We start from the raw sequence: 20,137 nt of genomic DNA, 5'->3' as shown, positions 1-20,137 counted from the left end.
CCGGGGGAGGCTGATGCTCGATCAACCGCCGGAACAACCGAAGGCCAAGCCGCACCACGCCGGTCATCGCGAACGGCTGCGTGAACGCGCGCGCGGGGCGGGCCTCCATCATCTGCCGGACTATGAGCTGCTCGAGCTGTTCCTGTTCCGCAGCCAGCCGCAGGGCGACGTCAAGCCGGTGGCCAAGGCCCTGCTGACGCGGTTCGGGTCGCTGGCGGCGGTGCTGGCGGCCTCGGTCGAGGATCTGATGACGGTCAAGGCCGAGGATTCGCGGGGCCGGGCCAAGGGGTTGGGGCCTGAGACGGCGCTGGACCTGGCCGCCCTGCACGAAGTCTCGCGCCGCGTGGCCAAGGAGGAGGCGAACAAGCGCACCGTCATCTCGTCGTGGACGGCGCTGCTGGCCTATGTGCGCCTGTCGCTGCAGCACGAACCGCGCGAGCAGTTCCGCGTCCTCTACCTCGACAAGAAGAACCAGCTGATCCTGGACGAGATTCAGAACCGGGGCACGGTCGACCACGCCCCTGTCTATCCGCGCGAGGTGGTGCGCCGGGCGCTGGAGCTGTCGGCCAGCGCCATGATCATCGTCCACAACCACCCCTCGGGCGATCCGACGCCCAGTCGGGCCGATATCGACATGACCAAACAGGTGATAGAGGCGGCGCGCGCCCTGTCGGTCCAGGTTCACGACCACCTCATCGTCGGCCGCGACGGCGTGGCCAGCTTCAAGCAACTGGGATTGATGTGACCGTTCTTTCGACTGAACGCCTGACGTTGACGCCCGTCGCCGTCGGCGACATGGGCGACCTGACCGCCCTGTGGGCCGACGCTGAGTTCACCCGCCACATCATGGGGCGCGGCCTCTCCGAGGAGGAGGTGTGGTTCCGCCTGCTGCGCGATCTGGGCCACTGGCAGGCCAGGGGTTACGGCAACTGGACCATCCGCGAGACAGCCACAGGCGCCTATGTCGGCAGTGTCGGCGTTCTGGACTATCGCCGGGACATCACGCCGCCGTTCGACGCGCCGGAACTGGGTTGGGGCGTGGCGCCCGCCTTCCAGGGGCGCAGCATGGCGCGCGAGGCGCTGCAGGCGGCCCTGGCCTGGGCTGATCGTCGCCGACCTGAGCCGCGCACCGTCTGCATGATCTCGCCCGACAACGCCGCTTCGATCCGTCTGGCCGAGCGGGTGGGCTATCGCCCTTACGGTCACGCCGACTACAAGGATTCGATCGTCACCCTGTTCGAGCGGCCCAGGGGCGGATGAGCGCGCTGACGGCTGACAGGGCCGCCGCCGCCGGGTAGGCTTTACATTCTCGGGTCAGGCTCTACGGCCCGTCGTTTCTGGAGTGCTTTCCCATGCCCATGTCCGTCGATGATCTTCGCGCCCATCTGACCGAGGCCTTCCCCGACGCGGACATCGCCATTGAGGATCTGGCCGGCGACGGCGACCACTATCGCGCCCGCATCGTGTCTCAGGCGTTTCACGGTCTGAATCGCGTGCGTCAACATCAACTGGTCTACGCCTCGCTGAAGGGCAAGATGGGCGGTGAGCTGCACGCCCTGGCGCTGGAGACCTCGACCCCTGTCGAGGCGGGCTGATCCATGCGCTATCGCCCCTTCGGCGTGTCGGGGGCGGCTGTCTCCAACCTGACCCTGTGCCTGGGGGCGGCCGCGGCGGCGCGCGGCGGCGTGCATGTGCGCGACATGATCTTCGCGGCGCTAGAGGCGGGGATCAACGCCTATCACTTCGACATCGCCGATCCGGCGCTGCTGCGGGCGGCGGGCGAGGCCCTGGCCCATGTCGAGCGGCGGCTGGTCATCGTCAGCCTGGAGCTGGGCGCAGGCGCGGACCGGGATTTTTCCCCGATCGGCCTGGGGCGGGAGATCGAGCAGGGGCTGCACGCCTCGGGCCTGGGCTGGTTCGACATCGCCGTGCTGGATCGGCCGGGTGAAGACGAGTTGCCGCAGACGTCGCTGACGGCGCTGAAGACGATCCGCAAGGCGGGTCATGTGCGGATGCTGGGCGTGTCCGGGAATGAGGCCGTGACCGACCTCTATGTCTCGACCGGGGCCTTCGACGCCCTGTTCACCCCCTTTCACGCCAATATCGAGTGGCGGGTGCGCGCGCGGATGCGCACGGCGCTGGAACGGCAGATGAGCCTGTTCGTCTATGATTATTTCCCCGACAGCCTGTCGACCGAACGCAAGGCGGCCGAGACCGGGGCGCCGAAGAAGCGCGGTCTCTTCGGCCTGGGCGGGCGAGGGCCGGTCGAGGAGGCGCGGCGCGGCTCCTTCGCCTTCCTGCATCAGACCCAGGGCTGGACCGCCGAGGCCATCTGTCTGGCTTACGGCCTGACCGATCCGGGGGTGTCCAGCGTCCTGATCCGTCCGCGCGACCGGGCGCATCTGGAGGCCCTGGCGGCGGCGCCGGAGCGCGACCTGCCCGCCGGTCTGTCGGCCCAGATCGAAATGGCCCGGGTCGACGCCCAGGTCTGAGGCGCGGGCCTGGCTCTCAGGCGCCGATGGCCGAGAAGGGGCCGTTCAGGAAGCCGGGCTTTCCATAGGCCAGGGGGCGGCCGTCCTCGGCCAGGACGCGCCCGCCGGCCGCCTCCAGCACCGCCTGGCCCGCAGCCGTGTCCCATTCGCTGGTCGGGCCGATGCGCGGATAGGCGTCGTAGCGACCCTCGGCGATCAGGCAGAACTTCAGCGAGGAATCCATGCCTTGCCACTGGGGGCAGCCGTTGCGCGCGGCTAGGCGCAGGGCGTCCTCATCGCTAATGCTGTGGCTGACTAGGGCGACAGCCTCCTGCGGGCGCTCGCGCACCCGGATCGGCTTCCAGGTTTCGCCGAACGCCCGGCGCAGAGCGCCTGCCCCCGGCGCGGAGGAACGCCAGGTCAATCCAAGGGCGGGCGCCGTCACCGCGCCGGCGACGGGGGCGTCGCCACGGATCAGGGCGATGTTGACGGTGTAGCTCTCTCGACCCTGGATGAAGCCCTTGGTCCCATCCAGCGGATCGATCAGCCAGAACCATTCGCCGACCTCGGTCGGCAGCCCATCGGCGCAGGCGGCCTCTTCGGCCACGGCCTCCACCTGGGGCCAGAGGGCGGTCAGGCGCTTCAGGATCAGCGCCTCGGCGGCGCGATCGGCGGCGGTGACGGGGCTGTCGTCGGCCTTGATCTCGGCCGTTGTTCCGGCGCGCCAGTAGGGCAGGATCAGTTGGGCCGCTTCTTCGGCGATGTCGGCCAGAACGCCGGCCAACCGGCCCGAGGCGAGATCGTCTTCAAGAGCGGCGAGGGCGGAAGAAGAGGCGGAGGCGGTCATGCTCATCCGATAGCCCATGCGGCCGGTTTCAAGAACCGGCAAATCAGGTCACCTTGGCTTTAACCTTTTAAATACCATGCCGCTGATCGCCGTGTCCGACCTGACTCCAGAGCCCATCATCGCCGACCTGCCTGTCGCAGACTTGCCCGTGGACGGGGCCGAACTGGCGGCTTACATCGCCGCCAAGCTTTGTCATGACTTCATCAGCCCGGCGGGCGCGGTGATGTCGGGGCTGGATCTTCTGGATGATCCCAGCGCTCAGGACATGCGTGACGACGCCCTGGGCCTGATCCGCCAGAGCGCGGCAAAGATGGTGGCCCTGGTTCATTTCGCGCGCGTGGCCTTTGGGGCCGCGACCACCAGCGAGCGGTTCTCGGGCGAGGAGTTGCGAAACGTTCTGGCAGGGCTGACCGACGGCGGACGGGCGACGCTGGACTGGCGCGTCGGCGAGGAAACCTTCACCAAGATTCAAGCCCGCGCCTTGTTGAATCTCGCCTATCTGACGGTGTCGGCTCTGCCGATGGGCGGAGAAGCGATCGTGGCCGTTCGGAGTGAAGACGGGCAGCTGATCCTGGTCGGCTCGGCCGAGGGAGCGCGGGCGCGGCTCAAGGCCGAGGCCCTGACCGGCCTCCGAGGCGAGCGCCTGACCGAAGGGCTGGCCGGACAGTGGATTCAGCCCTACTGGCTGTGGCTGACGGTCTGCGACGCGGGGGGGCGGCTGCAGACCACGGTCGAGGACGGTCGCGTGGCCCTGATCGCACGCCTGCCTTCGGCGGGCTGAGGCGAACCTTCCGTTAACCGCCGCTGGATCATGGTGGTGGGAATATCGTCGTTATTTCGCGTGTTGCGAGAATGAACTCCGTGGATCCTAGAACCTGTCTGATCGTTGATGACAGCCGCATCATCCGCAAGGTGGCGCGACGCATCCTCGAAGATCTTGCTTTCGAGGTACAGGAAGCGGCTGACGGCGCCGAGGCGCTGGAGGCCTGCGTCGCCGCCATGCCGGACGTGGTCCTGCTGGACTGGCAGATGCCGGTCATGGACGGCATGACCTTCCTGGGCCGTCTGCGCCACCTGCCCGGCGGCGACGATCCCAAGGTGTTGTTCTGTTCGGTCGAGACCCGCGCTGATCGTATCGCCGAAGCACTGTCTGCGGGCGCCGACGAATATGTTATGAAGCCTTTCGACGGCGAGATCCTGTACTCAAAGCTCGCCGAAGTGGGAGCGGTTCAAACGCCGTCATGACGCCGGAGGATTTCGAACGTCTTCAAGCACTCCTGTCCTCGCGCGCGGGTTTCCGCCTCTCGCGAGAACGGATGCAGCTGGCCGAGCATCGGCTGGGGCCTGTGGCGCGGCGCGAGGGCTATCACAATGTCGAGGCCATGCTGGCCAGCCTGTGGAGCCGCCCTGTGGCCTCGCTCGGCTGGGGCGTGATCGAGGCCCTGCTGAACGGCGAGACCTGGTTCCGGCGTGACCGGGCGGCCTTCGAGGTGCTGGAGCGCGAGCTCCTGCCGGCCCTGACGGCGGCGCGCGGCGGGCGGGTGCGAATCTGGTCGGCGGGCGGCGGCACGGGCCAGGAAGCCTATTCCCTGGCCATCGCCGCCCTGGAAGCCGGCGCCGAGGTCGAGGTTCTGGCCACCGACCTGTCGCGCCAGGCGATCGAAAAGGCCATGTCCGGCCTTTACACCTCCTTCGAGATTCAGCGAGGTTTGTCGGCTCGCGTCATGTTGCGCTGGTTCGAACAGGTGGACGACCAGTGGCGTGCTCGACCCGAACTGCGCGCCGCGATCCGTTTCAAGCGCGCCAACCTTCTGGACGAGCCGGGGGACGAAGGTCGCTTCGACATCGTCTTCTGCCGTCATGTGTTGAACGACATGGCGTCGGACCGCCGGGCGCGCCTGCTGGATGGACTGGAGCGCCGACTGATCGACGACGGCTGTCTGTTCCTGGGCGCGGACGAGCGGCCGGACGGCGATAGCGTCGCCTTCCGTCCGGTGGCGGGGCGGCGGGGATTGTATGTAAAGGCGCCGTCAGCCTATCGCCGCGCCGCCTGACCGTCAGGGCTTGAGCAGGCCCGCGGCCGCCACCGCCTTGACGCCGGGGCCGGGAACCTCGGCGAAGGCCAGGTCCGTGACGCCGAAATATTCATGCTGGTTCAGGGCGCACCAGTCGGTGGTGACGATGCGGACCGTCTCGCGCTGTTCGCCGCCTTCGACCGCGCCATAGACGAAGTCGCCGGTGCGGCGTGCGAAGGGCATGACCCGGTCCTGATTGGCCAGGGTCGTCAGTTCGGCCAGGCGAGCGGCCGGAACCTCGGCGGCCATCAGCTTGCCGTCGAAACGCACCACGGCGTCGAAGGCGTAGCGGCTGACCGGGCCGGCGCTCAGGCCCGTGCCCAGGGTGGTGTGGCCGATGAAGCCCGCCTGGGCCCCGGCGAAGCGGGCGAAGGCGGCGGCCACGGCGCGGCCGGTGTCGCCCAGAGACAGGGCGGTCGAACTGGTCCCGAGGATTACGCGCTCCTGATCGGTCAGATGCCGGTTCAGCGTCGTGCGGATCAGGGCGGCCAGGGCCGGGTCGGCGGGGCCGTCCAGGGCGACGGTGCGCGACTGCGCCCGGACGCTTCCGTCGCTGAGATAGTCGGCCGCCGTATAGGCGTTGCTCCACGATCCGGTGTGGGCGTAGAGGCCGCGCCCCAGCGTCTCCTGGAACAGCAGATGATTGTGGCCGCCGATCATCAGGGCGCCGTCGGGCAGGGCGGACAGCATCCCACGATCGCCCGCCACCCCGGCGTGGCTTATCACCAGGGTCAGGTCCGCGCCGTCCAGAAGGGTCGGCAGCTGGACATTCGCCCATTCGCTCGGATCGGGGATCGACAGCCAGTCGCGGCTGGCCTTGGGATAGGTGTTCAGCGCGTTCGTGCCGAAACCGATGATGCGCAGCCGTCGATCGCCGAAGGCCAGTTCAGTCGCCGCCGGCGCATAGGGCTGACCGGTTCGGGCGTCGATGATGTTGCTGATGACGGCGATCCCCAGGCCGCGCATCCGCGCGACCACCTCATGCAGGTCCGGCGTCAGGTCATTGTCGTGGTTGCCCAGATTGACCACCGTCGGGGCGATGGCGGGCAGGGCGGCCAGGAAGGCCCAGTCGATCGCGCCTTCGGAGCGTACCGAGACGACGTTGCCGTGCTCGAAGATATCGCCGTCGATCGCGATCAAGTGCGGAACGGGATGGCTGCGAACCTCGGCGCGCAGAGCGGCCAACAGTTGGGCGCTGCGTTCATAGGCGGAGTGAAGGTCCGACATGGCCAGGACACGGCCGATCACGGCGGACGGTTTGTCAGCGCCGAAAACAGACGTCGCGCCGAACAGGGGCAAGGCGGTCGCGCCCTGCATGAAGCGGCGACGGGACGGGGCGGCGATCAGCATGGGCTTCTCCTGCGGCGGGTCGCGCGCTTCGTGCATCTGCCAGCCGCAAGGGGAAGGCGCAGCCGATCTGCTTTACACGTCCTTCTGCGGCGCACAACGGCAAGGCCGCTTCGTTGATGAATCGAACATTGGTTTCTTTTGGCCTGTGGCCATGTCGCGAAAGGTTCACGCGGGAGCGCGTCTCGCCGCTGGCGCCGGCTCAGCTTCGGGCCTAGGGCCTGCGGCGAATTCACCCACTCCAGATCATCAAGAAGGGGATATCTCGATGACGCGTCTCTCGGTTCTCGCCGCCTCCGCCAGCGGCCTGGCTTTGTTGCTCTCCACGCCGGCTCTGGCGCAATCCGCCGATGTCCAGGCAGAACAGGCCGCCGCCGTCGGCGACATCGTCGTCACCGCCCAGCGCCGCAGCGAAAACATCCGCGACGTGCCGTTCGCCGTCACCGCCATGAACACCGAGACGCTGAACGCCGTAAACGCCGGCGGCGGCGACATCCTGCAGCTGTCGGGTCGCGTGCCCAGCCTGCAGGTTGAGAGTTCGAACGGCCGTTATGCGCCTCGCTTCTACATTCGCGGCCTGGGCAATGTGGACTTCGACTTCAACGCCTCGCAGCCGGTTTCGGTCGTGTTGGACGACGTGGTGCTGGAGAACGTCTATCTGAAGGGCTTCCCCCTGTTCGACGTGAAGCAGCTGGAAGTGCTGCGCGGTCCGCAGGGCACCCTGTTCGGCCGCAACACTCCGGCGGGCGTGGTCAAGATCGATACGGTGAAGCCGGGCGATGACTTCACCGGCTTCGGCTCGCTGACCTACGGCAACTACGGCTCGATGCGCGCCGAGACGGGCGTGACCCTGCCGGCGTCGGATACGCTGTCGGTGCGCGTGGCCGCCCTGTGGAACCACCGCGACGACTGGGTCAACAACGCCTGGGACGCCCCCTTCGCCAAGAAGGACGGCAAGGATCTGGGCTCCTTCGACGACGTGGCGGGTCGTATCCACGTCGCCTGGACCCCGACCGAGCGTCTGTCGACCCTGCTGACCCTGCAGGCGCGCGACTATGAGGGCACGGGCACGATGAACCGCGCCAACGTCCTGACCAAGGGCTCGAACAAGCTGAACGACAACTTCGACCGTGAGACGGTCTGGTACGACGGCGGCCGCAACAACTATCAGAAGCAGAAGACCCTCTCGCAGTCGCTGCAGGTCGCCTATGACTTCGGCCCGGCGACGCTGACCGGCGTCATCGGTTCCTATCAGGGCGAAAGCCAGGGCAATGGCGACATCGACGGCGGGGTCTCGGTCGGGGCTCCGACCGGCGCCGGTTACAAGACCCCGTTCGCGGTCGAGACCGGCACCCTTTCCAGCGACCTGATCCAGAACACCTATGAGCTGCGCCTGGCCTCGAACGGCGACGGCCGCTTCGGCTGGCAGGTCGGCGCCTTCTACTGGGACGAGCGCTTCAACCTGGTCTCGGGCACCTTCAACGGCGTCGGCGGCATCGCGCCGACGGTGGTTCCCGACGTCATCCAGAAGTCGGACTCCTGGTCGATCTTCGGTCAGGGCCGCTATCAGGTCACGGACGCGCTGAAGCTGACGGCCGGGGTTCGCTACACCGACGACAGCCGCGACTTCTGGGGCCGCCGCATCATCCCGGCAGGCAGCTCTTCCACGGCCAAGCCGCTGGATAATGTCACCAAGTCGGTCGGCGACGAGCAGGTCAGCTGGGACGTGAGCGCCCTTTACGAGGTCAATGACGGCCTGAACCTGTTCGCGCGCGTGGCCAACGGCTATCGCGGCCCGTCGATCCAGGGCCGCATCGCTTCGGCGGACATCGTGACCACGGCGGATTCGGAAACGGTCATGTCCTATGAGGCCGGGTTCAAGGCTCGCCTGTGGGACGGCCGCGCCCGCCTGAACGCCACGGCCTACTTCTACGAAGTCTCCGATCCGCAGTTCACGGCCATCGGCGGCGCCGGCAACTTCAACCAGCTGCTGAACGCCGACAAGGGCGAGGGCTATGGCCTGGAAGTGGACGGCGACGTCTATCTGGGCGCGGGCTTCAGCCTGGCCGGCGGCCTGGCCTGGAACCATACCGAAATCAAGGACAAGGATCTTCAGGTCGGCGTCTGCTCGCCGCTCGCCAACTGCACCGTCACTGACCGGATGGTGACGGTTGGATCGGCGCGTCTGGCCTATATCGACGGCAACCCCTTCCCCCAGGCGCCGGAATGGACCGCCAATCTGACGCTGTCCTACGTCCATCCGATCGGCGACGATCAGGAGCTGTTCGCCGCGACCGACTGGGTGATGCAGAAGGACTTCAACCTGTTCCTCTATGAATCGGTCGAGTTCATGCAGGACACGGCGTTCGAAGGCGGCCTGCGTGCGGGCTGGCGCGACCTGAACCAAGGTCTCGAGGCGGCCGTCTACGTCCGCAACATCACGGACGAGGCCAACATCCTCGGCGCCATCGACTTCAACAACCTGACGGCCTTCGTCAACGAACCGCGTATGTACGGCGTGGAGCTGTCGAAGCGCTTCTAAGCCTTTACGGCTGATCGCATGGGTGGGCGGCGGCGGGGAGACCTGTCGCCGCCCTCTTGCCATTCCGGTCCAGCTTGGTCCTACTGCGGACCGGATCGGGGAGGATCTCGCATGCGGCTGGCCTTGCTGTTCGGATCGCTGACGCTCGCCTTCTTGCTGGCGGTGTGGACCACCCAGACGCCGAAGCCGCGCGCGGCGGACGCGCCCGCCGTCGCCTTCTCGGCCGCGCGGGCCATGACCGATATCGAACAGATCGCCCGCGCCCCCCACCCGGTCGGCTCGCCCGAACACGCGCGGGTCCGCGCCTTTCTGAACGCCCGGCTGACGCAGCTGGGGCTGGAGGTCAGCGAGCAGGCGGGGCCCTTGTCGCCCGCCTCGGTCAAGCGGCTGGCGCGCGCGGGAGGCGATCCGGCGGCGGCGAACAATCAGGCGATCAATCTGATCGGCGTCCTGCCCGGCAAGGACCGCAGCCAGTCCGCCGTCATGCTGATGGCCCACTATGACACCGTGGTCGGATCGCCGGGCGCGGCCGACGATTCCGCCGGGGTCGCCGCCATTCTGGAAGCCGTGCGGGCCATCAAGGCGCGCGGCCCGGTCGAGCGCGATCTGGTCGTCCTGCTGACCGACGCCGAGGAGCTGGGTCTGGACGGGGCGCGGGTCTTCTTCGGCGGCCATCCCCTGCGTGACCGCATCGGGGCGGTGGTGAACCTCGAGGCGCGCGGCGGCGGCGGCCGCGCCGCCATGTTCGAGACGGGGCGCGAGGCCGGGCCGACCGTGCAGTTGTTCCGTCGTGCGGCGGCCAGGGCCGACGGCGGGACCACCGCCACTTCCATCGCCGCCTTCATGTACGAGCGGATGCCCAACGGCACCGACTTCACCGTGCCCAAGGACCGGGGGATCGGCGGTCTGAACCTGGCCTTCATCGGCCGCCCGGATCAGTACCATTCGGCCAACGCCACGCCCGCTAACCTGGATCGGGGCGCGGTTCAGCATCTGGGCTCCCAGGCGCTGGAGGCGGCGGATGCGTTGACGCGCGCGTCCAGCCTGCCGGCCAAGGGCGAGAACCTGGTCTACTCCGACGTCTTCGGCCGCTGGATGGTCGCCCATGCGCAAGGAACCGGCTGGGTTCTGCTGGCCCTGGCGGCGGCGTTGGGCGGTTTCGCCGCCTGGCGGGCGCGGCGCCGGGCGGGACTGACGGCGGGGCAGGTCGGCCTGGGCGTGCTGGACGGGCTGTGGTTCCTGACCGGGGGCGTGATCCTGGTGCAGGCGACGCGCCTTCTGGCCGGGCCGATGTCGAGCCGGGCCGATTCTCCGGACGTCTATTACACCCTGTTGCGCCGCCTGCCGTGGATGGAGGCGGGGGCGACGCTGGCGATCGTCGCCCTGGCCCTGGTCCTGCTGACCGGCGCGCGCCGGGCGCGGCCGCGCGTGATCGGCGGGGCGTTCGCCGTCTTGACCGCCGTCGTCCTTCTGGTCGGCGGGTTCAGTCCGGTGATGCTGGGGCTGGGCGTGGCCGCTATCATCCTGTCGCTGTGGCCAGGGCGCGCCGAGCGTTCGGCCTGGGGCGGCTGGCTGGGCCTGATCGCCCTGATCTTCGTCTTCGGCTGCGCCTTGCAGGGCGCGGCGCCCGAGGCGGCCCTGCTGTTTGTCTGGCCAGTGTTGCTGGCCGCGACGGCGGCGGCCCTGGCGGCCTTGATCGACCCAGACCTGACGCGGCCGCTCGGTTTTCTGCCCGCCGCCGTGGCGACTGTGCTGGGCGGCGCCTGGTTGCTGGGGATCGGCCACTTCGTCTTCCTGGGCGTGGGGATGGACATGCCGGGCGCCCTGGCCCTGATCGCCTTGCTGGCCCTGTTGTTCGCCCGTCCGCTGGCGCCGGGCGCGAAGACGACGCGCCTGGTCCTGTTCGCGGCGGCGGCCTGTCTGATCGCGGGCGTCGGGCTGAACATCTCGGCCCAGCTGCTGGCGCCGTCGCCCGCCGTGGCGGAGGCTCTGCCCTAGAGGGGTGCTGGCGTCGGACCGCGTGAGCGTTTATCGCAGCCGATCATGAGCGATCCCGTCCTCGTCACCGGCTCCGCCGGCTTCATCGGCTTCCACACCGCCCGGCGTCTGCTGGAGCGGGGCGAGCGCGTCATCGGTCTGGACAACCTCAACGCCTATTATGATCCGGCGCTGAAGCAGGCGCGTCTGGCACAGCTTCAGGCCTATCCCAACTATCGCCATCATGCGCTGGACCTGGCCGACCGCGACGGCGTCGCCGCGTTGTTCGCTGAGCACAGGCCGCGCCGGGTGGTGCATCTCGCCGCCCAGGCGGGCGTCCGCTACAGCCTGGAAGCGCCCGAGACCTATGTCGATTCCAACGTCGTCGGCTTCCTCAGCATCCTGGAAGGCTGCCGCGCGGTCGGGGCCTCCAACCTGGTCTTCGCCTCGACCAGTTCAGTGTTCGGCGCCAACCGCGCCCTGCCGTTCTCGGTGCGTCAGCCCGCCGATCATCCGCTGACCGTCTATGCCGCGACCAAGCTGGCCAATGAGGCCATGGCCCATTCCTACGCCCACCTGTTCGGCTTTCCCGCGACGGGCTTGCGGTTCTTCACCGTCTACGGGCCGTGGGGGCGCCCGGACATGGCCCTGTTCAAATTCACCCGCGCCATCCTGAAGGACGAGCCGATCGACGTGTACGGCGAGGGGCGGATGAGCCGCGACTTCACCTATGTCGACGACATCGTCACCGGCGTGGTCGCCGCCCTGGACCGGCCCGCGGCGATCGACCCGGCGTGGGACGCGACCGCTCCCAATCCGGCGACCAGCGGGGTCGCCCCCTGGCGTATCCTGAACCTGGGCGCGGGCCGCCCGGTGCCGCTGATGCGCTACATCGAGGTGCTGGAGACCAAACTGGGCCGCAAGGCCAAGCTGAACCTGATGCCCATGCAGGACGGCGACGTGGCCGACACCGAGGCCGACGTGACCGACACCCTGGCCGCCCTCGACTACGCTCCTACGACCCCGGTGGAGGAGGGCGTCGCCCGCTTCGTCGACTGGTACTGCAACTTCTACCGCGAGAACTGAGGCGCAGAGGCGCTCGCCCTGGAGGGCGGTCGAACGTCAGCGATTTCGTGAAGGTGCCCTGGTGGAGCCGAGGGGAAACGAAACACCCCTTGATTTCACACGACTTTTTTTAGGCTGGTGTTACAGATTGAGCTTATTGCTGTAGCAGCTTCTCAATCGGTCTGCCAGCCTTCGGCAGAGATGGCGGGGCTGTCGCCTCTGCTGCCGATTACGATAGAAACTGACTTTAATCGCCGTCGGGAGAGGCAGGTGCTTGATCCGACCCGGGGTCGGGCAACACCTCTACGTCTTCGCCGTTTGCGATCCGCCGGGCTGTTCGGAGCTGTGCTTCGGTCATCATGCCCTCGCTTTGCTCGGGATTATAATCATACCAGCGGAGCACCTCTAAGACGCCCACCGGGCAGACGCTTTCCACCAGCTCAAACATCGGCCGGTCTGCTGTCACAAACACGGCACCGTGAGCCCCGTCGCAGTCGCCCGCCACGACTAGCGCCATCACTCGTCGTCGCTCATTCGAGAAGGCGCTATCGCCTAGGGGACCCGCCGGGGCTTCTTGGCTCGCCATCACGCCAACTGCGACCGCTAGCATCTGACCAATCATTCCGCCCTCCACGATCTTCTCATGCTGCCTCTACCGACAAGGCGTCAAACGACCAAGCCTGTGGCGGAGACGGAGGGATTGCCCTAGTCCGCCCAAAATCTCAATGAAATCAATGCCCTCACGAAAGGGGCATGTAGCGGTTGAGGGATACGAATGTAGCAGTCGGCCGGACAGGCGCAAGCCCATCCGGCTATTCTTTACCAGCCGTAAGTCGGCCGTCGGTCCAGATCGCTCACCTTGCTTTCAAGGCTGTCGAGGCGACTAGATAGGTCATAAGCGTTTTGATCTGCGTTTGCCGCCGCGTCTGACGCATCTTCAACCCTCGAAGAAAGTTGCGTGTAAAGGATTAGGGCGGTCAATGCCCCCACCACCGCAAGTCCACCGGCTTTCCTATGAGCCATTATTGCGGCTCCCGTGCAGGCCGAGTTGCCCGCACCCCGATTGCTGCTAACGCAAAAACAGCAGCGAGAGTGATCGTGTCGACATCATAGCGATCCTCCATTGCCACGAATGCGAACCAGCCGAAGCCTAGCCACAAGGCGGCTTCTCCAAACGGAAACGCCTTAAGGCGATTGGGCTTAGTGGTCTGAACGTCTGACATGATGTCCTCCTACGGAAACGACAGGGGTAGAAGATCAACATTACTCAACCCTTGCTATTCACTCCGAAAGCCCTTGAATGGTTACGGTTGAAAACAAACGAGGGGCGTCGTGAACAGCGGCATTTTGCGACTTAGGTTCTACGGCGGCATAGCGTCACTGATCCTGATCAGTGCGCTCGCTTGTTCTGGTTCGGTTGCGGCGCAGTCCCAATCCGATGTGCCGCTCTACGTTGGCGAGGTGACAACGGCCAATGCCGAGAGGTTCACGTCCACCCTGGCTAATCACGTCGATAAGGTCGTGGGCCTACAGATCGCCTTCGGCACGATCAGCGAAGGCAACACATTGACAGACGGGTCGCCGAACGGCGGTGCCTATATCTCATACGCCAACTCGTATTACGGGGGCGTGCAAATCAATATTCCCGACGCTTATTGGCGGCATGGTCAATGGGTCTCAGATGGCTTCTACACCGTTAAATATGGCGGGATGGGTCAGGGCATCATGGGCTACTATCTGCGCCCGGCAGACGAAGCTGCAATCCGCCTCTCGGAAAAGCCAATCGTCCAGCATCCGGTTGCGTCATTGCCGCCTGTCGAGCGCGAGAGGACCGCCGACTAAGGTTCGGTGGCTGGTTAGGTTTCATCGGCCGAAATCCGGCTTAGCTATGCGAGAGGCGACCTCCGATCTTAAGAGGCATTGGCTCCCCCGTTATCCCCTCCCGGCTGGCCGCAAATCATCATGCCGCCAAGCCATTGGCTGCCGCCACGATCCAGCCAGCGGGCCTCTCACGAAAATGGAGAGGCTTCCGCCCCCGCCAGAAACAGACGTCTCGCTTGGCTATACCCATGCAAGGCGTCTCATCCGGGCGCACTTAGTGTCTCATACGGGCCTTTACAGCAGTTACGAGACAAGCTAACGCTGATGGTCTAGACCCATTCGAGACACAGAGACAGTCATGGCCGCCATTGGATACGCCCGCGTCAGCAGCACCGGGCAGAGCCTAGAGGTTCAGACGGAGAAGCTGATAGCCGCAGGCGTCGAGCCCGATCATCTATTTGCAGAGAAGCGCAGCGGGACCACGGCCAAGGATAGGCCGGAACTGGAGGCAGCCCTGCGCTCAATCCGCAAGGGTGACGTGCTGATCGTCACAAAGATGGACCGCCTCGCCCGCTCCGTCTCAGACCTCCGCAGCATAGTCGATCAACTGGACGCCAAGGGCGTAGGCTTCCGCGTTCTGGATCAGGCCGCCGTGGACACCACTACGCCTAACGGCCGCCTGATGCTCAACATGCTCGCAGCCTTCGCGGAGTTTGAGACGGACCTGAGGAAAGAGCGCCAGCGCGAGGGCATCGAGAAGGCGAAGGATCGCGGCGTCTATAAGGGCCGCCCGGTCACCCTGCCCCGCGATCAGGTCAAGGCGTTGAAGGCCGAAGGGCTAGGCGCAACGGAGATCGCCAAGCGCCTCGGCATGGGCCGCGCCTCGGTTTATCGGCTGCTCAATGAGGCGACGGCATAGGCCGGGACCGCAGCGGCCACGCTAGGCCCATTTTCCGGCCCGTGGGCGGGCTTCTCTGGCTCGCTCGACACTTGGGGCGCCGACGCTTTCCCGGCGCTCCACGGGCCTCGCAGCAGCATTTGGTCGAGCCGCCCCATTTCACCCAGGCATTCAGGCACGGGACGCCCGGACCTGAGGACCGGCAGGATATTTTCGACGGGCGCGAGGAAATTCAGGAAAGCAAAGATCGTGCGCTGTCCGGCCGACAAGCGAGGATCAAGGGGTCGGATCGTGCCGGTCGGAGTTTCGATACCCTTCGGGAGAGAAACCATTTTCGCCCCCCGGGTTATTTGAACAGAATTTCCCCGTCTTGGCCGACGCAAAAAGGCATGGTCGCAGGTAGGGCGTTTCGCCCGAGGGAGGTCGGCGAAAGCCGATCACGGCCACCGGGCACACTCACGCAACGCTCAATCCAACTCATGGTCAGACCAAGAGTTAGCGTCGCTGATCCGGCAAACTCGCCATCTATTTTGGCCGAGGGAGCCGGGCAGCCTACGAACAACTCATCCAATCTATGGTCAGATTAGGTTAGCGGGACTTATCGAGACCCCGTCGGCGCAAACATGCGGTCGATTTCCATATATGATTGGATAGTCTGAACGCTGGCCTTCATCAAAGCGCGCCGCGCCGCCTTAACCGAAAGCTGGCGGGTTGCGATCTGGGCATCAGCAATAACTTCCAGTTCAATCAGCGCGGCGCGTAGCCGGGACATGTCATCCTGATCCAGTCGCAGCTTAGCTTGGTTCAGGAGACTGCCTAGCTCGCGGTGCAGGGCATGGTCGGATCGCTCCCGACCTATCGCCGCGAAGAACCAGATCGCTGCTAGGACGACCAAACCACCGACTACAAATTCCACCACACCCTCCATTCAGCAAGACGAATGGTGCATAGATCGGGTGGTGCGTAAATCCAACGTGCGGCGACGCTGTATGGGTGCCAAGGGTCGCCGTCAGTCCTGATAATCAACGCGCGCTGGGACGCCTCGGCGATGCTATCCGCGCGCGCAGAAACGAGCGGAGGATGTCGCAGGAAGCGTTGGCTGACGCCGCAGGGATTAACCGGACCCATATGGGCGAGGTCGAGCGTGGCAAGCGGAACGTCAGCCTTGTAGCCCTGATCGGCATAGCAGCAGCGCTGGGCTGCACCGTGTCGTCAATATTGTCTGAGGCCGGGATTTAGACCGCCGAATTCGCGAGCCGCATCTGTCTCGAAAAGCCGGCTATCCGAGCCAGTGGACCCCGGCCACGTTGAGAGGCCCTTCCACCTGAAGGCCATTCTCAGCGTCAAGCGGCTTCCCGTCGCCGATACGCGGGCGGTGGTGCGGGAAGCGTAAGGCCAGTTACGCGATATTTCGACATCGCAAGCACCATAGGGCGTAGCGGATACGCGAGCGACGATCCGTAGCGGCGGGCGACGGCCTGCCCTCGGTGTCCGGTGAACGCGTCATTCACGTCCTCAGGAATTTCCGCCTCCCGCGCATAATCCTTGAACGCGTGGCGGAATGAATGGAACCGCATTCTGTCGTCCGTAACCTTGATCGTGCCGCGCAGGTAGCGCCCAAACCACTTGGACCAGTTAGCGGTGATGGTCCCATACTTGTCAGGCCGCAACTCAGAGAAAATGCGCGCCTGCCCAGCCTCGCGCGCAGCATCCACGTATTTGAGGAAACCCAGCGCGACCAAGTCGGCGTGGATAGGCATACGGCGCGCGCTCCATGCGTTCTTGAGCTTCAGACCGTCCTTCTTGTCGGCGATGATACGGATGCACCACGCCTCCTGTTCCTCGCCGTCATGGTCCAGGTAGGGCATTTTGAGTATGTGGATGGGCGAAGCTGCCCCACCTCATTCAGGCGTGCGCCAGTGTACATCGCAAGGAGAGGCAACCAGTAGGCCGCCTCACCAGCTCCAGCCTCTGGGCGCTCATCGTTCGTGTAGATCGGCGACGCGAAGATCGCCTTGAGGGCGGGAAGGTCAAAGGGCTGAACGTCTTCTTCCGGGTCAGCCTTAACATCGACGGTCACCCCCGCCGCCGGGTTTGACGGAATGAGGCGAGCCTTCAACCATGCCACCCGAAGCAAGGTGTTGAAGTTTGACATCTTGGTCCGTGCGTTGGCGGGAGACGTCTTCGCTAAAAGTTTTTCGGACCAGCTGATCACTATCTCCGGGGTGATTTCCTCGACCGGGACGCGGCCCATGTCGTCTTCAAACCACGCAACTACCTGCTTCATCCGGTCGATGGTCTTCTGGTTTTTCTGGTTAGCGGCCCACCTATCAACCACCGCGTTCAAAGGCGTTCCTCGGGTAGGGCGTGGCGCTGCTGCTCCAGCTTTCTGCGCCGCAGCCTCCGCAAGTCGGTCCTGACGGACTATTTCGCGCTCATCTCGCTGGCTCTGTTCCCAGCGTTCGCGCGCGGCCTCCACCGCGTCGCGTATGCCTTGCTCCTCGGGGCTCAAGTCTTCGTAGTCGGGATAGGGGTTCTCTGCCCAGTAAGCCTCGTTCTCCCTCTCCCACTCAAACTGCTGGCGCTCTTGCTTGGCCCGCTCGGCGGGCGTTAGCGGTCTGCGGGCTGTGGCGCGGTCGTCCGATGGCGCTGCGAGCTTGGCCTTCGCGGCCATGAACTCCTCATCCCAAGCCATCTGCTGGAGGCGTTCGAGCGGCTTGGCCTGCTCAAAATCCGTGGTCCCGAGAGATTTCCACACCTCTCGCCGCCCGTAGGCTTTCTGGAGTACTTTTGGGATTACGCGCCGGGCGTAATAGACGGCGCTGCCTTGGCGGCGGCTAGGCTTAGACATGCTGCTACATCCTATAACAGGTGTAACACCCGACCGTCATAAGCCCGTGGAAAGCAAGCTTTTTCCAGGCTCCGAAAGGGGAATAGATTGCCTGGTGGAGCCGAGGGGAGTCGAACCCCTGACCTCGTCATTGCGAACGACGCGCTCTACCAACTGAGCTACGGCCCCGACCGACAGGCAGGCGCGGGACATAGAAGCGTGCGGGGGGGCGTGTCAACGGGCCGCGCACGAATCCTTGGCGATCTGCGGCGGGGCCGCTAGAAGCGGCGTGAACGAAGCAGGAGTTTCTCATGGGTTTCGCCCTTGTCTGGCTGGTGAACGCCGTCGTCACCTTGATGATCTGGTGCATCATCGCCTCGGCGATCCTGAGCTGGCTGTTCGCCTTCGACGTGATCAATCGACGCAACCGTTTCGTGGGTCAGGTCGCCTATGTGCTGGATACGGTGACGCGGCCGATCCTGGGACCGCTCCAGCGGGTGGTGCCGTCGCTGGGCGGCATCGACATCACGCCGATCATCGCCTTGCTGGCGTTGCAGTTCTTGAGCGTGCTGTTCAACCGGACGGTCGCGCCGATGCTGATCATGTCGCTGGGCTGATCCACGGCTGCGTCGAGGGGGAGGCCGTCGGGCGTTGAGCCCGGATCACGGCCCCCCAGGAATCCGCACATGGAGCCCAATCCGCCCTTGCGCGGCGCGAGCGGGCTCCTAAGGTGCCGACGACTGGTCCCTGGCGGACCGCCTTTTTCGCGTAATTCATGACCACGATCAGGACAGTCGCCGTCATCGGCGCCGGGCAAATGGGTTCGGGCATCGCTCAGGTGGTGGCCGCCGGCGGCTATGAGGTGAAGCTGTACGACATTGCGCCGGACCGCGTGACCCTGGCCCTGGGCGAGATCGCGGCCAGCCTGGCGCGTCGCGCCGCACGCGGCCTGTCGAGCGAGGCGGAGGCCCAGGCGGCCCTGCAGCGCATCGCCCCGGTGACGACCCTGGCTGAGGCGGCCAAGGCGGATATGGTCATCGAAGCCGCGTCTGAGGAGGAAGCGGTCAAGAAGGGCGTCTTCGCCGAACTGACGCCGCTGCTGGGGCCGGACACCCTGCTGGCGTCCAATACCTCCTCGATTTCCATCACCCGCCTGGCCTCGGTCACGGATCGGCCTGAGCGCTTCATCGGCCTGCACTTCATGAAGCCGGCGCCGACGATGAAACTGGTCGAACTGGTGCGCGGCATCGCCACCTCGGCCTCGACCTTCGAGACGGCGGTCGCCTTCGCCGAGAGCCTGGGCAAGATCATCACGGAGTCCGAGGACTTCCCCGCCTTCATCGTCAATCGCGTCCTGGTGCCGATGATGAACGAGGCGGTTTATGTCCTGTACGAAGGCGTCGGCGACGTCGCCTCGATCGACAAGGCGCTGAAGCTGGGCGCCAACCACCCGATGGGGCCGCTGGAGCTGGCGGACTTCATGGGGCTGGACGTGGCCCTGGCCATCATGAACGTGCTGTATGACGGCCTGGCCGACAGCAAATACCGGCCCTGTCCGCTGCTGGTGAAATATGTCGAGGCCGGCTGGCTAGGCAGGAAGAGCGGGCGCGGCTTCTACGACTATTCCGGCGAGACGCCGGTGCCGACCCGCTGATGGCCGTCGCCTTTCCCTCCCTGCCGGGTCTGAAGCGCGTGGCGCCGCGGCGCGGCGCGGGCGCCCTGGTTCCGGCCGCCCTGGCGGCGGCGGCCTGGCCGCCGGTGATCCTGACCCTGTTCATCTGGCCGCCCGAGAATTGGTGGTCGGGCGTGGATACGGACTGGCGGCTGGTGATGTTGGCGGTCGGACTGATCGCGGCGCCGTTGGGGCTTTGGCTGCTGCTTGACGGCCACGGCAAGACCGGGCGCCCGTCGACGCGACTGGGCGTGGCGTGTCGCTTCACCGTGTTCGGCGGTCTGCTGGCGGCGGCGATGCAGACGATCATGGCCGTGGTCATGGCGGGTCTGGCGGGCGCCGCCTCGCAGAGTCTGGTCCAGGGCCTGGGCGCGATCGAGACGGCCCTGCTGATCTATGGCGTCGGCGGCCTGCCGCTGGCGGTCATGGTGGGCGTCAGCTACGCCCTGTGGGGCGGTCTGTGCGTGGCCTATCTGGGCTTTGTCCCGGCGCCGGTGGTCAACAACCGCATGGGCGTCCTGTCCGAACGGGACGTTACGGGGATTTAACGTGAACCGAAGCGGCCGTCCCGCCTAAGCCTGAACCCCTATGC

23 protein-coding genes and 1 tRNA gene are annotated in these 20,137 nt (G+C 65.9%); 16 read left to right on the top strand and 8 right to left on the bottom strand.

The annotated features are described in order from the left end of the window. Nucleotides 1-13 precede the first annotated feature (13 nt). The 4 genes from radC to EGK63_RS07775 all read left to right on the top strand — a co-directional run bounded on the left by radC (nt 14) and on the right by EGK63_RS07775 (nt 2,492). On the top strand, nt 14-745 hold the full coding sequence (gene radC, locus EGK63_RS07790) for a DNA repair protein RadC (RefSeq protein WP_125900704.1): 732 nt from the start codon (nt 14-16) through the stop codon (nt 743-745). Next, nucleotides 742-1,260 carry a GNAT family N-acetyltransferase gene (locus EGK63_RS07785; protein ID WP_125900703.1) on the top strand — a complete coding sequence of 173 codons (519 nt, stop codon included), beginning with the start codon at nt 742-744 and terminating at the stop codon, nt 1,258-1,260. The genes radC and EGK63_RS07785 overlap by 4 nt, the downstream gene beginning before the upstream one ends. A gap of 92 nt (nt 1,261-1,352) precedes the next feature. Then, nucleotides 1,353-1,595 carry a BolA/IbaG family iron-sulfur metabolism protein gene (locus EGK63_RS07780; protein ID WP_125900702.1) on the top strand — a complete coding sequence of 81 codons (243 nt, stop codon included), beginning with the start codon at nt 1,353-1,355 and terminating at the stop codon, nt 1,593-1,595. Nucleotides 1,596-1,598: 3 nt separating this feature from the next. Beyond that, on the top strand, nt 1,599-2,492 hold the full coding sequence (locus EGK63_RS07775; protein ID WP_125900701.1) for an aldo/keto reductase: 894 nt from the start codon (nt 1,599-1,601) through the stop codon (nt 2,490-2,492). Between the two features lie 16 nt (nt 2,493-2,508). Here the strand turns inward: EGK63_RS07775 and cysQ are convergent, their stop codons facing one another. After that, on the bottom strand, nt 2,509-3,318 hold the full coding sequence (gene cysQ / locus EGK63_RS07770; RefSeq protein ID WP_125900810.1) for a 3'(2'),5'-bisphosphate nucleotidase CysQ: 810 nt from the start codon (nt 3,316-3,318) through the stop codon (nt 2,509-2,511). Nucleotides 3,319-3,394: 76 nt separating this feature from the next. Here cysQ and chpT point away from each other — a divergent pair, with 76 nt between their 5' ends. The 3 genes from chpT (at nt 3,395) to EGK63_RS07755 (ending at nt 5,372) form a co-directional block, all read left to right on the top strand. Then, on the top strand, nt 3,395-4,099 hold the full coding sequence (gene chpT / locus EGK63_RS07765) for a histidine phosphotransferase ChpT (RefSeq protein ID WP_125900700.1): 705 nt from the start codon (nt 3,395-3,397) through the stop codon (nt 4,097-4,099). A gap of 71 nt (nt 4,100-4,170) precedes the next feature. After that, nucleotides 4,171-4,563, top strand: coding sequence for a response regulator (locus tag EGK63_RS07760; RefSeq protein WP_200168370.1), 393 nt, complete (start codon nt 4,171-4,173; stop codon nt 4,561-4,563). 71 nt (nt 4,564-4,634) lie between these two features. After that, a complete protein-coding gene (locus EGK63_RS07755; RefSeq protein WP_234287959.1) occupies nt 4,635-5,372 on the top strand; it encodes a protein-glutamate O-methyltransferase CheR in 738 nt (245 codons plus the stop codon). A gap of 3 nt (nt 5,373-5,375) precedes the next feature. Here EGK63_RS07755 and EGK63_RS07750 read toward each other — a convergent pair whose 3' ends face one another. Continuing rightward, nucleotides 5,376-6,743, bottom strand: coding sequence for a metallophosphoesterase (locus EGK63_RS07750; protein WP_125900697.1), 1,368 nt, complete (start codon nt 6,741-6,743; stop codon nt 5,376-5,378). Nucleotides 6,744-7,008: 265 nt separating this feature from the next. On the opposite strand from EGK63_RS07750, the gene EGK63_RS07745 reads away from it, so the two are divergent. From EGK63_RS07745 to EGK63_RS07735, 3 genes are all read left to right on the top strand, one after another. Then, nucleotides 7,009-9,282, top strand: coding sequence for a TonB-dependent receptor (locus EGK63_RS07745; RefSeq protein ID WP_125900696.1), 2,274 nt, complete (start codon nt 7,009-7,011; stop codon nt 9,280-9,282). Nucleotides 9,283-9,393: 111 nt separating this feature from the next. Beyond that, nucleotides 9,394-11,280 carry a M20/M25/M40 family metallo-hydrolase gene (locus EGK63_RS07740; protein ID WP_125900695.1) on the top strand — a complete coding sequence of 629 codons (1,887 nt, stop codon included), beginning with the start codon at nt 9,394-9,396 and terminating at the stop codon, nt 11,278-11,280. Nucleotides 11,281-11,325: 45 nt separating this feature from the next. Beyond that, on the top strand, nt 11,326-12,345 hold the full coding sequence (locus EGK63_RS07735) for an NAD-dependent epimerase (protein ID WP_125900694.1): 1,020 nt from the start codon (nt 11,326-11,328) through the stop codon (nt 12,343-12,345). Between the two features lie 226 nt (nt 12,346-12,571). Here the strand turns inward: EGK63_RS07735 and EGK63_RS16590 are convergent, their stop codons facing one another. Further along, a complete protein-coding gene (locus EGK63_RS16590) occupies nt 12,572-12,772 on the bottom strand; it encodes a hypothetical protein (protein ID WP_207896354.1) in 201 nt (66 codons plus the stop codon). A 574-nt stretch (nt 12,773-13,346) separates the two neighbouring features. Beyond that, complete coding sequence (locus EGK63_RS07725; RefSeq protein ID WP_125900692.1) at nt 13,347-13,547, bottom strand: hypothetical protein; 201 nt, start codon at nt 13,545-13,547, stop codon at nt 13,347-13,349. Nucleotides 13,548-13,656: 109 nt separating this feature from the next. Here EGK63_RS07725 and EGK63_RS07720 point away from each other — a divergent pair, with 109 nt between their 5' ends. After that, the gene (locus EGK63_RS07720) at nt 13,657-14,166 is read left to right on the top strand and encodes a hypothetical protein (protein WP_125900691.1); all 510 of its coding nucleotides are present in this window, start codon (nt 13,657-13,659) and stop codon (nt 14,164-14,166) included. A gap of 337 nt (nt 14,167-14,503) precedes the next feature. Next, nucleotides 14,504-15,064 carry a recombinase family protein gene (locus tag EGK63_RS07715; RefSeq protein WP_125900690.1) on the top strand — a complete coding sequence of 187 codons (561 nt, stop codon included), beginning with the start codon at nt 14,504-14,506 and terminating at the stop codon, nt 15,062-15,064. Nucleotides 15,065-15,641: 577 nt separating this feature from the next. Here EGK63_RS07715 and EGK63_RS07710 read toward each other — a convergent pair. Further along, on the bottom strand, nt 15,642-15,959 hold the full coding sequence (locus EGK63_RS07710) for a hypothetical protein (RefSeq protein ID WP_125900689.1): 318 nt from the start codon (nt 15,957-15,959) through the stop codon (nt 15,642-15,644). 77 nt (nt 15,960-16,036) lie between these two features. Between EGK63_RS07710 and EGK63_RS16890 the strand changes: the two genes are divergently transcribed. Then, complete coding sequence (locus tag EGK63_RS16890) at nt 16,037-16,282, top strand: helix-turn-helix transcriptional regulator (protein ID WP_125900688.1); 246 nt, start codon at nt 16,037-16,039, stop codon at nt 16,280-16,282. A 104-nt stretch (nt 16,283-16,386) separates the two neighbouring features. On the opposite strand, the gene EGK63_RS07700 is transcribed toward EGK63_RS16890, so the two are convergent. The 3 genes from EGK63_RS07700 to EGK63_RS07690 all read right to left on the bottom strand — a co-directional run bounded on the left by EGK63_RS07700 (nt 16,387) and on the right by EGK63_RS07690 (nt 18,062). Next, nucleotides 16,387-16,911, bottom strand: coding sequence for a hypothetical protein (locus EGK63_RS07700; protein ID WP_125900687.1), 525 nt, complete (start codon nt 16,909-16,911; stop codon nt 16,387-16,389). Next, the gene (locus tag EGK63_RS07695; protein WP_125900686.1) at nt 16,833-17,894 is read right to left on the bottom strand and encodes a DUF6538 domain-containing protein; all 1,062 of its coding nucleotides are present in this window, start codon (nt 17,892-17,894) and stop codon (nt 16,833-16,835) included. The genes EGK63_RS07700 and EGK63_RS07695 overlap by 79 nt, the downstream gene beginning before the upstream one ends. Before the next feature lie 92 nt (nt 17,895-17,986). Next, a tRNA-Ala gene (locus tag EGK63_RS07690) sits at nt 17,987-18,062 on the bottom strand. Nucleotides 18,063-18,184: 122 nt separating this feature from the next. Between EGK63_RS07690 and EGK63_RS07685 the strand changes: the two genes are divergently transcribed. The 3 genes from EGK63_RS07685 to EGK63_RS07675 all read left to right on the top strand — a co-directional run bounded on the left by EGK63_RS07685 (nt 18,185) and on the right by EGK63_RS07675 (nt 20,093). Continuing rightward, a complete protein-coding gene (locus tag EGK63_RS07685; protein WP_125900685.1) occupies nt 18,185-18,490 on the top strand; it encodes a YggT family protein in 306 nt (101 codons plus the stop codon). A gap of 158 nt (nt 18,491-18,648) precedes the next feature. Next, nucleotides 18,649-19,527 (top strand): 3-hydroxybutyryl-CoA dehydrogenase, encoded by an 879-nt coding sequence (locus EGK63_RS07680; RefSeq protein WP_125900684.1) that lies wholly within the window; start codon nt 18,649-18,651, stop codon nt 19,525-19,527. Then, the gene (locus EGK63_RS07675) at nt 19,527-20,093 is read left to right on the top strand and encodes a hypothetical protein (protein ID WP_243637617.1); all 567 of its coding nucleotides are present in this window, start codon (nt 19,527-19,529) and stop codon (nt 20,091-20,093) included. The genes EGK63_RS07680 and EGK63_RS07675 overlap by 1 nt, the downstream gene beginning before the upstream one ends. Nucleotides 20,094-20,137 lie beyond the last annotated feature (44 nt).

The sequence above is a fragment of the Brevundimonas sp. 357 genome (genome assembly GCF_003938605.1).
In the GTDB taxonomy this organism is placed as follows: domain Bacteria; phylum Pseudomonadota; class Alphaproteobacteria; order Caulobacterales; family Caulobacteraceae; genus Brevundimonas.
Note: the sequence above shows the minus strand (reverse complement) of the source record. Positions and strands in the feature narration are given on the sequence as shown.